The sequence below is a fragment of the Paraburkholderia sp. Ac-20347 genome (assembly GCF_017104805.1).
Taxonomy (GTDB): domain Bacteria; phylum Pseudomonadota; class Gammaproteobacteria; order Burkholderiales; family Burkholderiaceae; genus Paraburkholderia; species Paraburkholderia tropica.
Window position 1 is genome coordinate 1 of the sequence record NZ_JAAGPN010000162.1, and the last position, 18,436, is coordinate 18,436.

General features: G+C 64.9%; 14 protein-coding genes. 8 read left to right on the forward strand and 6 right to left on the reverse strand.

What is annotated here, in order from left to right; genetic code table 11:
* Positions 1–1,201: cache domain-containing protein (locus G3N97_RS25560; protein WP_205995863.1), on the reverse strand; the 1,201-nt coding region annotated here is incomplete at its 3' end.
* A gap of 153 nt (positions 1,202–1,354) precedes the next feature.
* Positions 1,355–2,263: a LysR family transcriptional regulator gene (locus G3N97_RS25565; RefSeq protein WP_065057835.1), complete on the reverse strand. Its 909-nt coding sequence runs from the start codon at positions 2,261–2,263 to the stop codon at positions 1,355–1,357.
* A 176-nt stretch (positions 2,264–2,439) separates the two neighbouring features.
* On the opposite strand from G3N97_RS25565, the gene G3N97_RS25570 reads away from it, so the two are divergent.
* The 6 genes from G3N97_RS25570 to G3N97_RS25595 all read left to right on the forward strand — a co-directional run bounded on the left by G3N97_RS25570 (position 2,440) and on the right by G3N97_RS25595 (position 8,436).
* On the forward strand, positions 2,440–3,222 hold the full coding sequence (locus G3N97_RS25570) for a 5-oxoprolinase subunit PxpA (RefSeq protein WP_110326626.1): 783 nt from the start codon (positions 2,440–2,442) through the stop codon (positions 3,220–3,222).
* Positions 3,223–3,268: 46 nt separating this feature from the next.
* Entirely contained in the window at positions 3,269–3,511 is a 243-nt protein-coding gene (locus G3N97_RS25575) for an acetyl-CoA carboxylase (RefSeq protein WP_205995864.1), read from the forward strand.
* A 2-nt stretch (positions 3,512–3,513) separates the two neighbouring features.
* Entirely contained in the window at positions 3,514–4,947 is a 1,434-nt protein-coding gene (locus tag G3N97_RS25580) for an acetyl-CoA carboxylase biotin carboxylase subunit (RefSeq protein ID WP_205995865.1), read from the forward strand.
* Complete coding sequence (locus G3N97_RS25585) at positions 4,944–5,819, forward strand: allophanate hydrolase subunit 1 (protein WP_205995866.1); 876 nt, start codon at positions 4,944–4,946, stop codon at positions 5,817–5,819. Before G3N97_RS25580 ends, G3N97_RS25585 begins: the two co-directional genes overlap by 4 nt.
* On the forward strand, positions 5,809–6,804 hold the full coding sequence (locus tag G3N97_RS25590) for a biotin-dependent carboxyltransferase family protein (RefSeq protein ID WP_205995867.1): 996 nt from the start codon (positions 5,809–5,811) through the stop codon (positions 6,802–6,804). The genes G3N97_RS25585 and G3N97_RS25590 overlap by 11 nt, the downstream gene beginning before the upstream one ends.
* 276 nt (positions 6,805–7,080) lie before the next feature.
* Positions 7,081–8,436, forward strand: coding sequence for an allantoin permease (locus tag G3N97_RS25595; protein ID WP_205995868.1), 1,356 nt, complete (start codon positions 7,081–7,083; stop codon positions 8,434–8,436).
* A 77-nt stretch (positions 8,437–8,513) separates the two neighbouring features.
* Here G3N97_RS25595 and G3N97_RS25600 read toward each other — a convergent pair whose 3' ends face one another.
* The 3 genes from G3N97_RS25600 to G3N97_RS25610 are packed head-to-tail and all read right to left on the reverse strand — an operon-like array spanning position 8,514 to position 14,461.
* Positions 8,514–9,962, reverse strand: a complete 1,449-nt coding sequence (locus G3N97_RS25600) for an efflux transporter outer membrane subunit (RefSeq protein ID WP_205995869.1) — start codon at positions 9,960–9,962, stop codon at positions 8,514–8,516.
* On the reverse strand, positions 9,959–13,204 hold the full coding sequence (locus tag G3N97_RS25605) for an efflux RND transporter permease subunit (protein ID WP_205995870.1): 3,246 nt from the start codon (positions 13,202–13,204) through the stop codon (positions 9,959–9,961). Before G3N97_RS25605 ends, G3N97_RS25600 begins: the two co-directional genes overlap by 4 nt.
* Positions 13,205–13,213: 9 nt before the next feature.
* Positions 13,214–14,461 carry an efflux RND transporter periplasmic adaptor subunit gene (locus G3N97_RS25610; protein ID WP_346778117.1) on the reverse strand — a complete coding sequence of 416 codons (1,248 nt, stop codon included), beginning with the start codon at positions 14,459–14,461 and terminating at the stop codon, positions 13,214–13,216.
* Positions 14,462–14,965: 504 nt separating this feature from the next.
* Here G3N97_RS25610 and G3N97_RS25615 point away from each other — a divergent pair.
* Positions 14,966–15,583, forward strand: coding sequence for a TetR/AcrR family transcriptional regulator (locus tag G3N97_RS25615; RefSeq protein ID WP_205995871.1), 618 nt, complete (start codon positions 14,966–14,968; stop codon positions 15,581–15,583).
* Positions 15,584–15,610: 27 nt separating this feature from the next.
* On the opposite strand, the gene G3N97_RS25620 is transcribed toward G3N97_RS25615, so the two are convergent.
* Complete coding sequence (locus G3N97_RS25620) at positions 15,611–16,699, reverse strand: porin (protein WP_205995874.1); 1,089 nt, start codon at positions 16,697–16,699, stop codon at positions 15,611–15,613.
* A 563-nt stretch (positions 16,700–17,262) separates the two neighbouring features.
* Between G3N97_RS25620 and G3N97_RS25625 the strand changes: the two genes are divergently transcribed.
* Positions 17,263–18,436: branched-chain amino acid ABC transporter permease (locus G3N97_RS25625; RefSeq protein WP_205995872.1), on the forward strand; the 1,174-nt coding region annotated here is incomplete at its 3' end.

Below are 18,436 nucleotides of genomic sequence, written 5' to 3' on the forward strand. Positions count from 1 at the left end.
CGAGCGCGCGCACTTCGCTCGCCACCACCGCGAAGCCGCGCCCTTCCTCGCCCGCGCGCGCGGCCTCGACCGCCGCGTTGAGCGCCAGAATATTGGTCTGGAACGCGATACCTTCGATCGTGCCGATGATCTCGCCGATGCGCTTCGACTCGCCCGCAATGCGCTGCATCGTCTCGATCACCTCGTTGACGGCGCTGCCGCCACGTCCCGTCGCGTCCGACGCCAGCACCGCGAGCTGACGCGCCTGACGCGCGTTTTCAGCGTTCTGCTTCACCGTCGCCGTGAGTTGCTCCATGCTCGCCGCCGTCTCTTCGAGCGAGGCCGCCTGCTCCTCGGTGCGCTGCGACAGATCAGCGTTGCCCTGCGCGATTTCCGACGACCCCGTCGCGATCGAATCGCTCGATTGCTGAATGCCCTGCACGAGATCGCGCAGCTTCACGCGCATTTCGTGCAGCGCGTGCATCAGGCTCGAACGGTCGCCGGCCGCCAGCGCGATCGGCGTCGTGAGATTGCCCGCCGCGATCTGCGCGGCCAGCGCGGCCGCGTCGGCCGGTTCGCCGCCGAGCGCGCGACGGATGCTGCGCGTCATGAGCCACGCCATCGTGCCCACCACCGCGAAAATCAGCACGGCGATGCCGATCATCGTGCGCGCGACGCGCCAAAACGCGGCGTTGATATCGTCGTAGAAAAAGCCCGTGCCGATCCACCATTGCCATGCGGGCACCGCCACCACGCCCTGCAATTTCGGTTCGAGCGGACTGTTCGCCGAGCGGTGGATCAGCACGTCGACGAGCGCCACGTGCTCGCTTTGCAGCCCTTGCGCGTAGGCCTGCGTGTCGGTGAGATCGCCCATCGTCGTGCGATTGCCGCCCGTTTTCGTGCCGATCAGGCTCGGATTCGGATGCACGAGGTTGATGCTGTCCGTCGAGGTGATCCAGAAATAACTCTTGCTGTCCGCGTTCAATTCGCTGATCGCCGCTTTCGCCGCGTTCTGCGCGGCCTCGCGCGTGAGCTTGCCCTGCGCTTCCTGCTGCTGGTAATACAGCACCAGATGCTCGGCCTTGAGCAGCAGATTGGTGATTTCCTGCTGCCGGCTCTCGACGAGCGACTGCTTCAGTTGCGACAGGGTCGTCGCGGCGATCAGGACGACACCGACGAGCGCGGTGCCCACGAGAAGGATCAGCTTGGTTGAGACTTTCATTTCGACTCGAAAAGACGGGGAAAGACGTCGGGCGCGAAGCGAACTTCCGATGCTTCTGCAAAATTAACCATTTGGTTAATGCATATCGGCACGGCGCACGGCTTCTTGAGTCGGGTAAATGCGGAGTGTGTGTTGAGTGTGCGGCACGCAGCGTCAGGCGCTCGTGCGCGTCTCCATGAAGGTATGGCGAAAATACTCGCGCACGGCGTGCATCGCCGGGCTCAGTTCCTTGTTCTTGCGCCACGCGAGGCCCACGCTCATCGCGGGTACCGCGTCGAGCAGCATGATGGTTTCGATGCGCCGACCTTCGAGCGACCACGGCCGATACACCATGTCGGAGAGAATCGCCACGCCGGAACCGTTCGCCACCATGCTACGCACCGCTTCCACCGACGAGGTGCGCAGAATCACGTTCGGCCGCCACGCGGTTTCGTTCCAGTAGCGCATCGCCGTTTGCGCGGCTTCGTCCACCGTCAACATGACGAAGGGCTCGGGCGCGACCGACGCGAGCGTCACGCTCTCGCGCTTGAGCAGCGGATGATGCGCACCCACCCAGAGGCGGCGCACCGAATGAATCACCGGTTCGAGCGCGAGTTCAGGATTGGAAACATTCGACGTGAGCAGCACCGCCATGTCGTATTGCCCGGTGATCAGGCCTTCCTCGATGGCGTCGCGATTGAGTTCGTGCAGTTGAATCGTGAGACGCGGATACAGCGCGTTGAGCCGCTGCACATGATGCGGCAGAAAGTAGCCGAGCACGGTGTAGCTCGCGGCAATCGCGAGCGTGCCCGTGAGCGTGCTTTCGAGGTTGGGAATGCGCATGGCCTCGTCCACCGACGCGAGGATCGTGTACGCATGATTCAGAAAGCGCCGCCCCGTGTCGGTCAGCGCGACGCCCGTCGCGCCGCGCACGAATAGCTGCGTGCCGAGCGTCTCTTCGAGTTCTTTAATCGCGCTCGTGACGGCTGACTGCGAAATCGTCAGATGAATAGCCGCTTGCGAGAGTTGCCCGAGTTCGGCGGTCGCAACGAAGTATTTGAGCTGTCTGAGCGTGAGCGCCATCTTCGTGGGTGGCCCGGCGGCCAGGAAAGAGTCCGGCCGATGGTATCGAAAAAATTGATACCGAGGCATACAAAAATAAAACTTTTTTGGCGATCGACCACCGGTTAACCTGCCTTTCAATCCTGTTGCGCAGCGGCTCACCGCGCCGCCGCCAGACGAACCTGGAGGAGCACCGTATGAACAAGCAGTACGTCGACCTGAACTCCGATATGGGGGAAGGCTTCGGTCCGTGGCACATCGGCGATGGCGTCGACGAGCAGATCATGCCGCTCATCAGTTCGGCGAATATCGCCACCGGTTTTCACGCGGGCGATCCGAACATCATGGCGCGCACCGTGCAGCTGGCGCGCGAGTCCGGCGTCGGCATCGGCGCGCATCCGGGCTTTCGCGATCTCGTCGGTTTCGGCCGCCGCCATATCGCCGAAACGCCGCAGGCGCTCGTCAACGATCTGCTCTATCAAGTGGGCGCGCTGCGCGAATTCGCGCGGCTGCACGGCGTGCGGCTCCAGCACGTCAAGCCGCACGGCGCGCTCTACATGCACGCGGCACGCGACGAAACCTTCTCGCGCCTGCTCGTCGAAACGCTGCAACAGGTCGATCCGAATCTGCTGCTGTTCTGCATGGAATCGTCGGCGACGTGGCGCGTGGCGCAGGAGATCGGCCAGCCCGCGATCCGCGAGTTCTACGCCGATCGCGACTACGACCGCAACGGCTCGATCGTCTTTATCCGCCGCATCGGGCCGCTCGATCCCGAACAGGTCGCCGAGAAAGTGCTGCGCGCCTGCGTGGACGGCAAGGTGCGCACCGTCGACGGCGACGACATCGATATCGACTTCGACTCCGTCTGCATTCACAGCGACACGCCCGGCGCGCTGCAACTGGTGCGCGGCACGCGCGAGGCGCTGGTGCGCGAAGGCATCCGCATCACCGGACCGCTGGCGACGGCCGCGAGTCTCTGAGCCGCGCGACGCCGAATCCCATAACACGATCAAGGAGCACAACACGATGGCACTGCACGATATCGTCAGCCCGTTGCCGGGCACGTTCTACCGGCGTTCCTCGCCCGACGCGGCGTTCTATGTCGATCTGGACGCCGCCGTTCAGCCCGACACCGTCGTCGGCCTCGTCGAAGTGATGAAGCAGTTCACGGAGATCGAGAGCGGCGTGTCGGGACGCGTCGCGGAACTGCTGGTCGAAGACGGCGAGCCGGTCGATGCCGGCCAGGTGCTGATGCGCGTGGAGGCGTGACGATGAACGTTGCAGACACAACCAATACGCGTTATCGCCCCGCGCGCATCCGCACGGTGCTGGTGGCCAATCGCGGTGAAATCGCCGTGCGCGTGATCCGCGCCGCGCACGAACTTGGTATGCGCGCGGCCGTGGTGGTCAGCGACGCCGATCGCGACAGCCTCGCCGCGCGCATGGCCGACGAAGCCGTGCACATCGGCTCGTCGCACGCGGCGAAAAGCTATCTGAATCCGGCCGTCATTCTCGACGCCGCGCGCCAATGCAACGCCGATGCCGTGCATCCGGGCTATGGCTTCCTCTCCGAAAACGCCGACTTCGCCGCGCAGGTCGAAGCGGCCGGCATGATCTTCGTCGGCCCCGCGCCGCAAGTCATCGCGACGATGGGCGACAAGGCCCGCGCCCGCGAGACCGCACAGCGCGCCGACGTGCCGACCGTGCCGGGCAGCACCGGCGTCGTCCAATCGCTCGACGAGGCGCGCGAAGTCGCCGCGCGCATCGGCTATCCGATCATGATTAAAGCAGCCGCAGGCGGCGGCGGACGCGGCATTCGCGTCGCCCACGACGCGGCCCAGCTCGACGCGGAACTGCCGCTCGCGCAGCGCGAAGCGCAGGCGGCGTTCGGCGACGGCGGCGTCTATCTCGAACGCTTCGTGAAGCACGCGCGCCACATCGAAGTCCAGGTGCTCGGCGACGGTCACAACGTCGTGCATCTGTTCGAGCGCGAATGCTCGCTGCAACGACGCCGCCAGAAGATCCTCGAAGAAGCGCCCTCGCCTTCGCTCACGCCCGCGCTGCGCGCGCAACTGTGCGCGTCGGCCACGCGGCTCGCGCAACAGGTCGGTTATCGCAGCGCGGGCACGCTCGAATATCTGTTCGACGAAACGCGCGGCGAGTTCTACTTCATCGAAATGAACACGCGCATTCAGGTCGAGCATCCGGTCACGGAGGCGATCACCGGCATCGATCTCGTGCGCGAAACGCTGCGCATCGCCGACGGCGAACCGCTGCGCTTTCAACAGAGCGACATCGTCATGCGCGGCGCGGCGATCGAATGCCGGATCAACGCCGAAGATCCGCTGCAGGATTTCCGCCCGAATCCGGGCCGCGTCGACGAACTGATCTGGCCGACCGGCCCCGGCGTGCGCATCGACTCGCTGCTGTATCCGGGCTACGTCGTGCCGCCGTTCTACGATTCGCTGCTGGCCAAGCTGATCGTGCACGACGAGAGCCGCGCCGCCGCGCTCGACCGTCTCGCGCGCACGCTGCGCGAGCTGCATATCGGCGGACTGAAAACCACCGCGCCGCTGCATCAGGCGCTGCTCGCCGACGACGACGTGCGCGCCGCGCGCTATCACACCAACTTCCTCGAATCGTGGATGGACGCCTGGCGCGCCACCGCTCAACTCAAGCAGTCGAACCCGCAGGAGGCATCGTGACGATACGCTACACCTATGGCGGCGACGAATTCGTCTTCGCCGAGATCAGCGAGGACATGTCGCTCGACGCGTTCTTCAAGGGCACGGCGATCACGCGCGAACTCGCGCGCCGCGAGGTTCCAGGCGTGACCGAAATCTGTCCGGCGAACGCCTCGTACCAGGTGCGCTACGACCCGGACGTGATCGCGCCCGACGCGCTCGTGGCGCTGCTGAAAAGTATCGAAGCCGAAGTCGGCGAAGCGGCGCTCGACATCGACACGCGCATCGTCGAAGTGCCGGTGCTCTACAACGATCCGTGGACGCACGAAACGCTGATGCGTTTTCGCGAGCGTCATCAGGATCCGGAATCGACCGATCTGGAATACGCCGCGCGCATCAACGGCAAGCGCGACGTCGATGAATTCATCGCCGCGCATGCGGATTCGCCGTGGTTCGTCTCGATGGTCGGTTTCGTCGCGGGCTTGCCGTTCATGTACCAGATGGTCGAGCGCGAGCGTCAATTGCAGGTGCCCAAATACCTGCGCCCGCGCACCGACACGCCGAAGCTCACCGTGGGCCACGGCGGCTGCTTCGGCTGCATCTATTCGGTGCGCGGCGCGGGCGGCTACCAGATGTTCGGCGTCACGCCCGCGCCGATCTTCGACCCGCAACAGCGGCTCGATTATCTGCGCGACTTCATGGTGTTCTTCCGTCCCGGCGACATCGTGAAGTTCAAGCCCATCGACCGCGCGGAATACGACGCGGCGCTCGCCGCCGTGGATGCGGGCACGTTCGCGCTGCGCACGCGGCCCGTGCGCTTCTCGCTCGACGCCTTCCTGCGCGATCCCGACGCGACCAACCGTTCTCTCGTCGAGGTGCTGTATGCCGACTGACACGCTCAATCTCATCGAAGTCGTGAAACCCGGCCTCGCCACCTCGGTGCAGGACGGCGGCCGCCAGGGCTACTATCACGTGGGCATTCCGCCGTCCGGCTCGCTCGATCAGTATTCGTCGCGCGCGGCCAATCTGCTGGTCGGCAACGACGAGAACGCGGCCGTGCTCGAATTCACGCTGCTCGGCCCCGACCTGCTGTTTCATGCCGATGCGCTCGTCGCGCTCACAGGCGCGGAAATGACGCCGAAGATCGACGGCGTCGTGCAGCAAAGCCACACGGCGCTGCGCGTGCGCGCGGGCAGCAAGCTGAGCTTCGAGTACGTGAAGCGCGGCGCGCGTGCGTATCTCGCGGTGGCGGGCGGCATCGACGTGCCCGAGGTGCTCGGCAGCCGCTCGACCTACACGCTCGGCGCGATTGGCGGACACGAAGGCCGCCGTCTGCAAAAGGGCGACCGCATCGGCTTTGGCGCGTCACGCGGCGCGGGCCGCGAAGGCACCGAATTGCCGCCGACGATGCGCGCGAAACTGGAGAACACGGTGGCGTTGCGCGTGCTCACCGGGCTCTATCACTACCGCCTGACCGACGAATCGGCGCAAAGCTTTTTCGACGATGAATGGATCGTCGCGCCCGAGGCGGACCGCATCGGCTATCGCTACAAGGGCGGCACGCCGCTGCGTTTCCGCGACCGCGAGCAGCCGTTCGGGGCCGGGGCCGATCCGTCCAATATCGTCGACGCCTGCTATCCGATCGGCTCGATTCAGGTGCCCGCGGGACTGGAGCCGATCATCCTGCATCGCGATGCGGTCTCGGGCGGCGGCTACGCGACCATCGGCACGGTCATCAGCGCCGACATGGATCTGATCGGCCAGATGCAGCCCAATCATCGCGCGCGTTTCGTGAGCGTGACGATGGACGAGGCGCTCGCGGCGCGCAAGGCGTATCAGCATCGGCTCGCGCTGCTGCGTGAAGCGTTGCAGACCTGAAGGCTGTCGGTGTCGTCGCAGTCGTTGTACTCGTCGTAGTCGAACCCGCAGTCCTCACCCGCTTTTAAAAAACCAGGCCCGCGCCGCTTCCGGCGCGGCGTCTCACCGGCTCCATTCTCAACTCGCGTTCCGTGCGGCCTCGCGCCGCCCGGCGGATGCGCTCGCGCTTTTTTTGTCTGATCAGGCTGCCCGACCGGCGTCACGGCAGCCCCGTTGCCGCACGCGCGGCGCGGCCCCGACGCCGTTCATCGATTTGCCGATTCGAGGAGCACGATCATGGCCAACCTGGCTCAGGAAAGCACGGAGGGCGACGTCGATCTGTCGACGCGCGCCATCCCCGATAGCGCGAGAATGCCGCCCTTCTCGCTGACGATGGCGTGGTGGGCCGTCTGTAGCGCGGTGTTCTACATCGTCGTGGGCGCGACGCTCGCGCTCAATTACGGCGCGCGCAACGCGCTGATCGGCATGGCGCTTTCGGTGCTGTCGTATGGCGTCATCAACACGATCATCAGCCGCTATGCGATTCGCACCGGCCTCTCCGTGGCCTTGTTTTCACGCGTGCTATTCGGCAGCGTGGGCGCGGCGCTGGCGACACTGATCTTCTTCGCCACCGCCATTTACTACGCCGTGTTCGAAGGCTCGGTGATCGCCGTCGCGGCCAATCATCTGTTTCCCGTGCTCGACTACAAATGGGCCGCGCTGATCGTGGTCTGCTACAGCGTGCCGCTCGTGTTCGGCAGCGTGCAGCACTGGCTCGACAAGTTCAACGGCGTGCTGCTGCCGTTCTATCTGCTCGGCCTGCTCGCGGCCGTGGGCCTCACGACCTGGGAATACGGCTACAACGCGGCGTGGCTCGACTTCGGCCCCAAGGGCGCGGTGCCCGCGAACGGCTGGTGGCAATGCTTCGTCTACTACATGGGCGTGTGGGTGCTCATGATGTTCACGTTCGACTATGCGCGTTTCGGCCGCAAGGAAGACGCGGGCTATCACGGCCGCTTCAACTTCGGCATTCCGTTCTATCTCGTCACGTTCCTGCTGAACGGCGCGGCAGGCATTTATCTCGTCAGCACGATACCCGGACTCGGCACGCTCTCCGAAGTCTCGGTCGTGCTCGCGCTGCTGAAGCTGATGGGCATCTGGGGACTGCTGTTCGTCTGGGTCACGCAGTCGCGCATCAACACCGCGAACTACTATCTCGCGACCATCAACATGCAGGCCTTCTTCCAGAAAGCCGCCGGTTTGCGCGCGCCGAAATTCGTCTGGGCGCTCGTGGTGGGCGTCGTGGTCTACACGCTGATGATGGCCGATATCTTCTCGAAGATTCTGCAGGCGCTCGCGTGGCAAGGCGTATTCGTGGTGGCGTGGGTGGGCGTGGCGCTCTCGCATATCACCTCGACGCGTTATGAACGGCTGATCGGCGCCGATATTGAATGCCGCGATTCGCACGTGCCGCAATTCAATCCGGGCGGATTGATCGCGTGGTTCAGCGGCGCGTTCGTCGGCTTCGCGCTGAACACGGAGACCGGCTTTGTCGCGTCGCTTTCGGCGCCCGCGACTTTCGTGATTTCGTGGGCCGTGTATAGCGCGCTGCTGGCCGGTGCGAAGCGCACGTGGTTCGTGCGCAATCTGTAATCGGCCAATAGCGGAATAAAAAAAGCGCGTCCTCGACGGACGCGCTTTTTTGCTTTTCACACTTCAACAGTGCAGCGTCAGTTCTTCGCCTGCACGCTGTCCGCCGACCAGCCGCCGCCCAGCACCTTATACAGCGTGACCTGGTTCGACAGCTTCGCCAGCTGATCGGTGACGAGTTGCTCCTGCGCCGTATAGAGCGTGCGCTGCGCGGTCAGCAACGTGAGGAAGCTGTCCGTGCCGGTCTTGAAGCGCGCCTGCGCGAGATCGTAGTAATCCTGCGCCGACGTCACGTAATCGCGATCCGCCGCGACTTGATCGACGTAGGTCGCGCGGCCCGCCAGCGCATTCGCGACTTCCTTGAACGCGGTCTGAATAGCCTTTTCGTAGTCGGCGATATCGATATCCTTTTCGATCTTCGCGACATCGAGCGACGCCTTGTTGCTGCCGTAATCGAAGATCGGCATCGTAATCGACGGTGCAAAACTCCACGCGCCCGTGCCCGCCTTGAACAGCTGCGAGAGACTCGTGCTCGCCGTGCCCGCCGACGCAGTCAGTTCGATCTTCGGAAAGAACGCCGCGCGCGCCGCGCCGATGTTCGCGTTCGCGCCCTTGAGCGTGTGCTCGGCCTCGATGATGTCGGGGCGGCGCGTGAGCAGGTCCGAGGGCGCGCCCGCGTCGACGTCGGCGAACAGCGCGTCGCTGTCGAGCAGCGTCGGGCCGCCGTCCAGATCATCGGGCAGCGCGCAGCCGATCTGGGCGCTCAGCGTGTTGCGGTCCTGCGCGACGGCGCGCGTGTACGACGCCATGCTCGCCCGCGCGCTTGCCAGCGAAGTCTGCGCCTCGCGCACGTCCTGCAATGACGCGCTGCCGATCTTCATCATGCTGACCGTGAGGTCGTAGGTGCTCTGATCGGCCGCGACGGTATCGGTCGCGACTTTCAGCAGCGCCTCGTCGGATTGCAGCTGCAGGAAGTCGGTCGCCACATCGGCCACCAGCGTCAGTTGCGTGCTGGTGCGCGACGCCTCGCTCGACAGATAGTTCTCCAGCGCCTGACGCTTGAGACTGCGCAGGCGGCCGAAGAAGTCGATCTCCCACGACGTCGTGCCGACCGACGCGGTATTCGAATGGCTGATCGCGCCGTCGGTGCGCGTGTTGGTGATCGAGCCGCCCGCGTCGATGGTCGGCGCGAGCGCCGCGCGCGTGATGCGGTACTGCGCCTCGTACTCGGCCACCTGGAGCGCCGCCACGCGCAGATCGCGATTGTTGTCGAGCGCGAGCGCGATCAGCTTCTGCAGACGCGGGTCCTTGAAGTAATCGCGCCAGCCGACATCGGCGGCGAACGGCGCGGCAGCGGGCGACGTATTGGGCGCCGAAGCGGACGATGCCGACGATGCCGCCGCCGTCTCATACGCGGCCCCAGTCGGCCACGCGGAATCGACCGGCGCGGCGGGCCGCTGATAAGCCGGATCGAGCGAACAGGCGCTCAGTGCCACGGCACAGAGCACGGATAAAAGCTTCAATTTCATTCTGAATCTCCGGCAGTCCCGGCGTGGTCGCCGTTATCGTCGGCATGGCCTTTGCGAGCGTCGCCGTGCTCGTTGAACAGCTTGCGCACGACGATGAAGAACACGGGCACGAAGAAGATTGCGAGCGCGGTGGCCGCGATCATGCCGCCGGCCACGCCGGTGCCGATCGCGTGGCGCGCGGCCGAACCCGCGCCCGTGCTCACCACGAGCGGCAGCACGCCGAACACGAACGCCAGCGAGGTCATGAGAATCGGCCGCAAACGCTGATGCGCCGCTTCGAGCGTGGCCTCGACCAGTCCGCGTCCTTGCGCCTGCAAGTCCTTCGCGAACTCCACGATCAGAATCGCGTTCTTGGTCGCGAGACCGATGGTCGTCAACAGACCCACCTTGAAGTAGACGTCGTTCGAGAGTCCGCGCAGATGCGCACCGAGCAGCGCGCCGAGCACGCCGATCGGCACCACGAGAATCACCGCGATCGGCACCGACCAGCTTTCGTACAGACCCGCGAGACAGAGGAACACAACGACCAGCGAAATCGCGTACAGATACGTCGCCTGCGAACCCGCGAGCACTTCCTGGAACGACTGTCCGGTCCATTCGATGCCGAATCCGGTCGGCAACTGCTTCGCGACTCTTTCGACGGCCGCCATCGCCTGCCCCGTGCTGACGCCGGCCGCGGGCTGCGCGCTCATCTCCATCGCCAGCTCGCGGTTGTAGCGCTCGATCTGCGGCGGTCCGAAGGTCCAGCGCGTCTTCGCGAACGCGGAGAACGGCACCATCTCGCTGTCGTAGCCCGAGGTGCTGGTGGTCGAACTCGACGTGCTCGACGTCGACGTCGACGAAGAAGAACTCGACGACGATGACGAAGAAGACGACGAATCCGCCCGCACATACCACTGCCCCACATCGTTGGGCATCATGCGATAAGGCGCATCGGCCTGCACATAGACCTTCTGGATGCGGCCCGTGTCGATGTAATTGTTCACGTACGACGAGCCGAACGCGGTCGACAGCGTCGAATCGACATCCGAAATCGACAGGCCGAGCGCGCTCGCTTTTTCACGGTCGATGTCGACGTAAAGCTGCGGCGTGTCTTCGAGACCGGCGGCGCGCGTCATCGCGAGCGACGGTTCCTTCGCGGCCAGCGCGATGAACTGATTACGCGCCTTGAGCAGCTTGTCGTGGCCCTGGCCCGCGCGGTCTTCGATCTCGAAGTCGAGCCCGCTCTGCGTGCCGAGGCCGTGAATCGCGGGCTCGTTCATCACGAAGACCTGCGCGTCGCGGCTGCCCGCGAACGCGGCGTTCGCGCGATCGATCACCGCCTGCGCGCTGTCGTTCGAGCCGCGCACGCTCCAGTCCTTCAACTGCACGAATGCGAGCGCGTTGTTTTGCCCTTGCCCGTTGAAGCTGAAACCGTTCACGGCCATCACGTGCGAGACCGCGTTCTGCTTGAGGAAGTATTGCTCGACGGCTTCGACCGTCTTCACCGTCTTCGATGCGGGCGTGCCGACCGGCGCCGAGATCGACACCATGATCGAGCCTTGATCTTCTTCGGGCAGATACGAGGACGGCAGCGTCACATAGAGAATGCCGACCACGCCCGCGATCAGCGCATAGCCCAGCATCCAGCGCACCGGCTTCGAGACCACGCCCGCGAGCGACGCGCTATAACGCGCATTGCTCTTCGTGAACAGGCGGTTGAACGCGCCGAGCAGGCCGCGCCGTTCGTGATGCTCGACGGCGGACGTCGTCAACAGACTCGCGCACAGCGCGGGCGTGAGCGTCATCGCGAGCAGCACCGAGAGCACCATCGCCGAGACGATGGTGACCGAGAACTGCCGGTAGATCGCGCCGGTCGAGCCGGAGAAGAACGCCATCGGAATGAACACGGCCGTGAGCACCGTGGTCACGCCCACGAGCGCGCCGGTGATCTGGCCCATGGCCTTTTTCGTTGCGGCCTTCGCGTCGAGTTTCTCCTCGGCCATGATGCGTTCGACGTTTTCCACCACGACGATGGCGTCGTCGACGAGCAGGCCGATCGCCAGCACCATCGCGAACATCGAGAGCACGTTGATCGAGAAGCCGATCGCCGACATCACGCCGAGCGTGCCCAGCAGCGCAACCGGCACGACGATAGTCGGAATCAGCGTCGCGCGCAGATTCTGCAGGAACAGATACATCACGAGGAACACGAGGATCACCGCTTCGAAGAGCGTCTTCATGACCTCCTCGATCGAGATCTTCACGAACGGCGTGGAATCGTACGGATACGCGATCGCCACGTCCTTCGGCAGTTGCGGCTGCAGTTCGACGAGCTTCGCGCGCACGGCCTTCGCCACCGACATCGCGTTCGCGCCGGTCGATAGCTTGACCGCCAGCGCCGAGGCCGGCTTGCCGTCGAGCCGCGACGACGTATCGTACGAATCGCCGCCCACTTCCACGCGCGCCACGTCCTTCACGCGCACCTTGGAGCCGTCGCTGTTCACGCGCAGCAGGATGTCGCCGAACTGTTCGGGCGTGGTCAGCAGGCTCGACGAGGAAATCGTCGCGTTGATCGCCTGCGAATCCGTCGCGGGCGCGCCGCCGAGTTCGCCGACCGAGAGCTGCACATTCTGGTTCGTGACCGCCGTCGTCACGTCGGAGGCCGTGAGGCCGAAGCTGCGCAGCTTGACCGGATCGAGCCAGATGCGCATGGCGTGCTGCGCGCCGAACAGCGTCACGTCGCCGACGCCATTGATCTGCGTGAGCGGGTCTTCGAGCTGCGAGGCGATCACGTTGCCGAGATCGATGGAATTGAGCGTGCCGCCCGGCGAGGACAGCGCGACGATCATCAGGAAGTCGCTCGACGACTTCGCCACTTCCACGCCCTGCTCCTGCACCGTCTCCGGCAGCGAGGCGCTCGCCTGGGTCACCTTGTTCTGGACCTGCACCTGGGCGATGTCCGGATTGGTGCCGGGCTTGAAGGTCAGCGTGATGGTCGCCTGACCCGCGCCGCTGCTCGTCGACGACATATAGAGCAGATTGTCGATGCCCGAGAGCTTCTGCTCGATCACCTGCGTGACGGTCTTCGCCACGGTGTCGGCGGACGCGCCCGGATAGGTCGCCGTGACCTGCACCGAAGGCGGCGCGATGGTCGGGTACTGCTCGATCGGCAGCGTGGTGGTCGCCGCGCCGCCAATCAGCATGATGACGATCGCGATGACCCACGCGAGGATCGGGCGCTGGATGAAGAAACCTGCCATGCGCCCTCCTTACGATGCCGTCGCGGCCGAGCTTGCCGATGCGGCGGGCGTGGCCGACGCCGCAGGCGCATCTGACGCCGACGTTGCCGCCGACGCCGAGTCAGCCGCCACATGCACCGCCACGCCGCTCTGCACCTTCTGCAAACCGTCGACGATCACGCGGTCGCCCGCCTTCAGCCCGCTCGTCACGATCCACTGATCGCCGTAAGCGCTATCGGCCTGCACCGACACCTGCTTCGCGTGGCCCGTCGCATCGACGATCCAGACGCTCGCGCCGCCATCCGACGCGCGCGTGACGGCCAGTTGCGGCACCAGCAGCGCGCTCGTGCTTTCGCCTTCGTCGAGCTGCGCGCGCACGAACATGCCCGGCAGCAGCTCGCCTTCGGGATTCGGGAAAATCGTGCGCAGCGTGACCGAACCGGTGGTCGCATCGACGGTGATGCCCGAGAACTGCAGCACGCCCGGATGCGCGTACGACGTGCTGTCCTCCATCACGAGCTGCACCGCCGCGCCGTTGCCCGCGCGCTTCATGTGGCCCGATGCGAAGGCCTTGCGCAGACGCAGCCAGTCGGCGCTCGAACGCGTGACGTCGAGATACATCTCGTCGTAGGCGTGAATGGTCGCGAGCGCCGTGGTCTGGTCGGACGTCACCAGCGCGCCCTCGGTCACCGACGACGCGCCGATGCGCCCCGAAATCGGCGCGGTAATGCGCGTGTAGCCGAGGTTGATGCGCGCCGATTCGAGCGAGGCGCGGTCGGCGATCACGTCGGCCTCGTCCTCGCGCACGGCGGCGATGGCGTCGTCGTTGTCCTGCGCGCTCACCGCGTTGATCTTCACGAGTTGCGCGTAACGGTCGGCCTTGGTTTTCGCGGACGCCAGCGTGGCCTCTGCCTTCGCGAGCGTGCCGCGCGCCTGATCGTAAGTCGCCTGGTAGGTGGCGGGGTCGATCTGGTAGAGCACCTGACCGGCCTTCACGTCCGAGCCTTCGACGAACAGACGCTTCTGCACGATGCCGCCGATCTGGGGACGCACGTCCGACACCTTCAGCGACGACAGACGCCCGGACAGCTCCGCCGTCATCACGATGCGTTGCGGCGCGAGCGTGCGCACCCCGACATCGACGGCCTGGGCGGCAGGCGCGTCGCCGCCGTGACGCTGACAACCGGCGATCGCCAGCACGGACGCGCAAACGAGCGCGGCGGCGAGCCAGCGCGGCTGGCGCGCGGCTCCACGGCTTGAATGTTTGAGTTGCGGCATAGATCCCATCGAATACGTTGAAGCTCCAGACCGAGCGGGGCGCGGAGCGAAACAGCGCGGAAAGATTTCGTAAGGTTGGAGCGTGGAAAAATGAAGGCCGCCAGGCGGCGCGCCGATCACGACTCGCAGCGGATTGCCTCGGAGTACCAGGCGATCGATGGCGTTATGCGCTCGTGCTTCCAAGCACCGAAGGCCGTGCGTTTCGCGGCATCGCTGCAGTCCTCGTCTCGCGCGGCGCGTCGAGTGCGTCCCGTTCGCGCCGCGGCCGATGACCGCCCATTGCGTTCCAACCCTGAATTTCAGACTCGCGCTGCAATCCCGAATAACTAAACTGAACGGTATGGTTTATAATTGAACCATTGATCGCTGTCAATCCGATTACAGCTTTCCGGCCTCACATGAATGTTTCAAATCGTCACTGTCACGGCGTTGCGCCGCGATGCGAGAGGCGTGCACGAGAAAGTGCGCAAAGGCGGGAAGCGGCGAATCGGGAGCGGAGTCCCCATGAGAAAGAAGACGGAAGAAAAGCGCCAATCCATTATCGACGCGGCCCTGGAGGTGTTCCGGGAGGTCGGTTTCGAGCAGGCTTCGATGACGCAGATCGCGACGCGTTCGGGCGCCTCGAAGGCCACGCTCTATAGCTATTTCGACTCGAAAGAGGCGTTATTTGCTGAAACAATGACGAGCCGCGCAAGTTCGGAAATCCGCCAGGCGTTCGATCGCCTGACACTCGACGTGCCGCTGCGCGAGTCGCTGACCGCGTTCGGACTGCACTATCTCGGTGCCGTGCTGCAGCCGTCGTTTCTGTCGACGCGCCGTCTGTGCGTGCAGGAAGTCGATCGCTCGAACGTGGGCCGCGTGCTCTACGAGACCGGTCCGCAGCAAGGTCTGATGCATGTGCGCGACTTTCTCGCGAGCGCCATCGAGGCGCGCACGATCCGCCCGTGCGAGCCGGAAGTCGCCGCGCGCCATCTGCTCGCGTTGATCGAAGCCGAGCTGGTCGAACTCGCGCTGCTCGGCTACGAAGTGAAGACGTCGCGCGCGAAACTCACGCCGGTCGTGAACCGCGCCGTGGATGTGTTTGTCGCCGCTTATGCGGCGGGCGCGCCAGTGGCGAAATAGGCGCTGCGCGCGACGTGCGCATGAACGTCAGAACAGGTGCTGGATGCCCGCGTACACGCCCGTTTGCGACGCGCCCGCAACCGGATTGCCGCTCGCCGCGCCCGTGCCCGCCGCGTTGGCGTTAAGCGAGAAGTTCGCGCCGCTGCTGTTGCGCACGCTGGCCGCCTGGAAATCGAGCAGCGTGCGCGTGGAGAGGTTGTACGAGCCGCCGAGCGTATAGATCGTCGCGTTGCCGCCGCCCTTGTTCGCGTTGACGTGATAGACCGCCGCGATCAGCGCGGCCGCCGGGGAAATGCGCCACGTCACGCCGCCCCATTCGTGATCGAGCGTCGTGGGCGCGACGCCCGCCGTCGCGCTGCCGCCCGAGGTGCGAATCGCCTGATACGCGCCCTGAATCTTGAACGGCCCGAGAAACACATTGAGCGCAGCCGTGTATTCGCGCGAGGCCGTGAACGGATCGTCGAATTGTCCGTTGGCGGGATCGCGAATTTCGTCGTAAATCGCCCGCGCCTGGAATAACGCCGACGTATAGGTCAATTGCGCGCCCGCCTCGCGGCCTTGCGCCGTCGTGCCATTGCCGTTCCAGTTCGTCGCGTTCGACAGCGCATATTGGCCGTAGAAGTCGAAGCCCGCGTATTTCGGCGTTTGATACGAAATCGTATTGCTCGACGACGGCCAGTTTCTGCCGCGCACGAGCGAGCCCGATGACCACGCCGATTGCCCGAACGGATCGAAATCCCACACGCCGTTGGCAATGAAGAACTGACGTCCGAGCAGCAGCGTGCCGTAGCGATCGCTGCCGATCCCCACGAACGCGAGACGATTGAACAGTTGACCGTCGCCGGCGCCCGCGCCGTTCGTCACGTTCAACGCGCCTTCGAGCTGGAAGAGCGTCTTCAGTCCGCCGCCCAGATCCTCCACGCCTTTGAGCCCCCACATGCTCGCGCTCCAGTCGCCATTCTCGGCACGCCAGCGCGACGCGCTGCCGCTATTCGTGGGCACGCCGCTCATATATTCGATACCCGTATCGAGGCGGCCATACAAGGTCACGCTGCTTTGCGCCTGCGCCGTGCTTGTTGCCATCAGCGTCGTGAGTGTCGTCAGCGACGCCGCCATCCAAATCGTGCGATTCAAATCCAGGACTCCTGTCGATCAGTTTCGTTGGGTTCAGCCGAAAAACCGACAGGATTGTTCAGTGAAAACCAATAATCGGCAAAGCAGCAAATCTCCGAATCAAATGAATGCATTCGTGCTTCGCAAAGCAGAGTTGAGAGCCGCAGGTTTGAACAACTCATGTGATTGCGATAGCAACCTTCCCGCGCGCGCGAACGCGAATTCCTCCGTGTTTTAAGGCACTTTCTCCGCTCGCTTCACAGCGGAAAAATTTCGTAACGTCATGCTCGCCTCCACCCGCGCATCGCGTGATTTCAATTGATCGCGTTATCACAAACCCGCAACGCTCGCCAAGCGCCGATATCTCTTTAGCTTTTCAGAAATCGGCGGTTTTGAATTAATCATTCGCTGAACATAATGGTTGATCCAGCCGGCAACGCGGCTTTCATGCCGGCGATTCCCACGTTCAATCTGCCGTTCCCGGCGCTGCCCTGGAGATATCGACATGCAAGCGGATCTTTCCGTCGCGGCGACCGCCGTCCGGCCGGCTTCATTGGCGCATTGATATGCATTCTTTCATCGCCCTCATCGATTACGCGCTGCTCGGGCTCAGCACGGGCGGCGCGTATGCGCTCGTCGCGCTCGGACTCGTGGCCGTCTATCGCGGCACCGGCGTGGTCAACTTCGCGCAAGGCGGCATCGGCATGGCCTCCGCCTACGCGTTCTGGAAACTGCATGCGCACGCGGGCGTGCCGCTGTGGCCCGCGATCGGCCTCGGCATCGCGGCAGGCGTGACGATCAGCATTGCGTTTTACGCCTTCGTCGGGCGGCGTCTCGTGGGCGCATCGACCACCACGAAAACGCTCGTCACGCTCGGTCTGCTGCTGATGCTCGAAGCGGCCGTGCGCATCGTCTGGACCAATCAGCAGGAACGCGTGGACAGCTTTCTCGTCTCGGGCGGCACCACGCTGTTCGGCGCGCACGTGCAATATCTCGCGCTGGTGCTGCTAGCCACGGCGATCGCGCTGACCGTGCTGCTTACGCTGCTGTTCGAGCGCACGCGCTTTGGCCACGCCACCACGGCGCTGCAGGACAGTCCGCTCGGCGCGCAGGCGCTCGGCTATTCGCCGCATCCGTGGGGCGCGGCCGCGTGGGGCATCAGCGGTCTGCTCGCGGCGCTCGCGGGCATTCTGCTTTCGCCGATCACCGCGCTCAGCCCGAATTCGCTGAGCAGCCTCGTGATTCCCGCGCTGGGCGCGGCGCTGATCGCGGGCTTCCGGCGCTTCGGCGTCGCGCTCGCGGTGGCGCTCGCCGCGGGCGTGGCGGAATCGCTCGCCATCGGTCTGTCGATCGAGCCGGGCCTCGGCAAGTCGATCCCCTATCTCGTCACGCTCGTCGCGCTCGTGGTGAGCGGGCGCAATCTGCCGGGACGCGGCACCTTCGACACGCCGCGCCTCTTTCGCGTCGGCAACGGCCGCGTGAGTCCGTTCGGTCTCGCGCTCGCCGCGGCGACGCTCGCGGCGCTCGTCTACGCGCTGCCCGATTACTGGTCCGACACGCTCGCGCTCACCGCGATCTTCGCGCTGATCGGCCTCGCGGTCGTGGTCTCCACCGGCTACGCGGGCCAGGTGAGCCTGCTGCCGCTCGGACTCGCGGGCGCGTCGGTGCTGTTCGCGGGCTGGCTCGGACAACACGGCGCGCCGTTCGGCGCGACGCTCGCGGGCACCGCGCTCGCAGCGG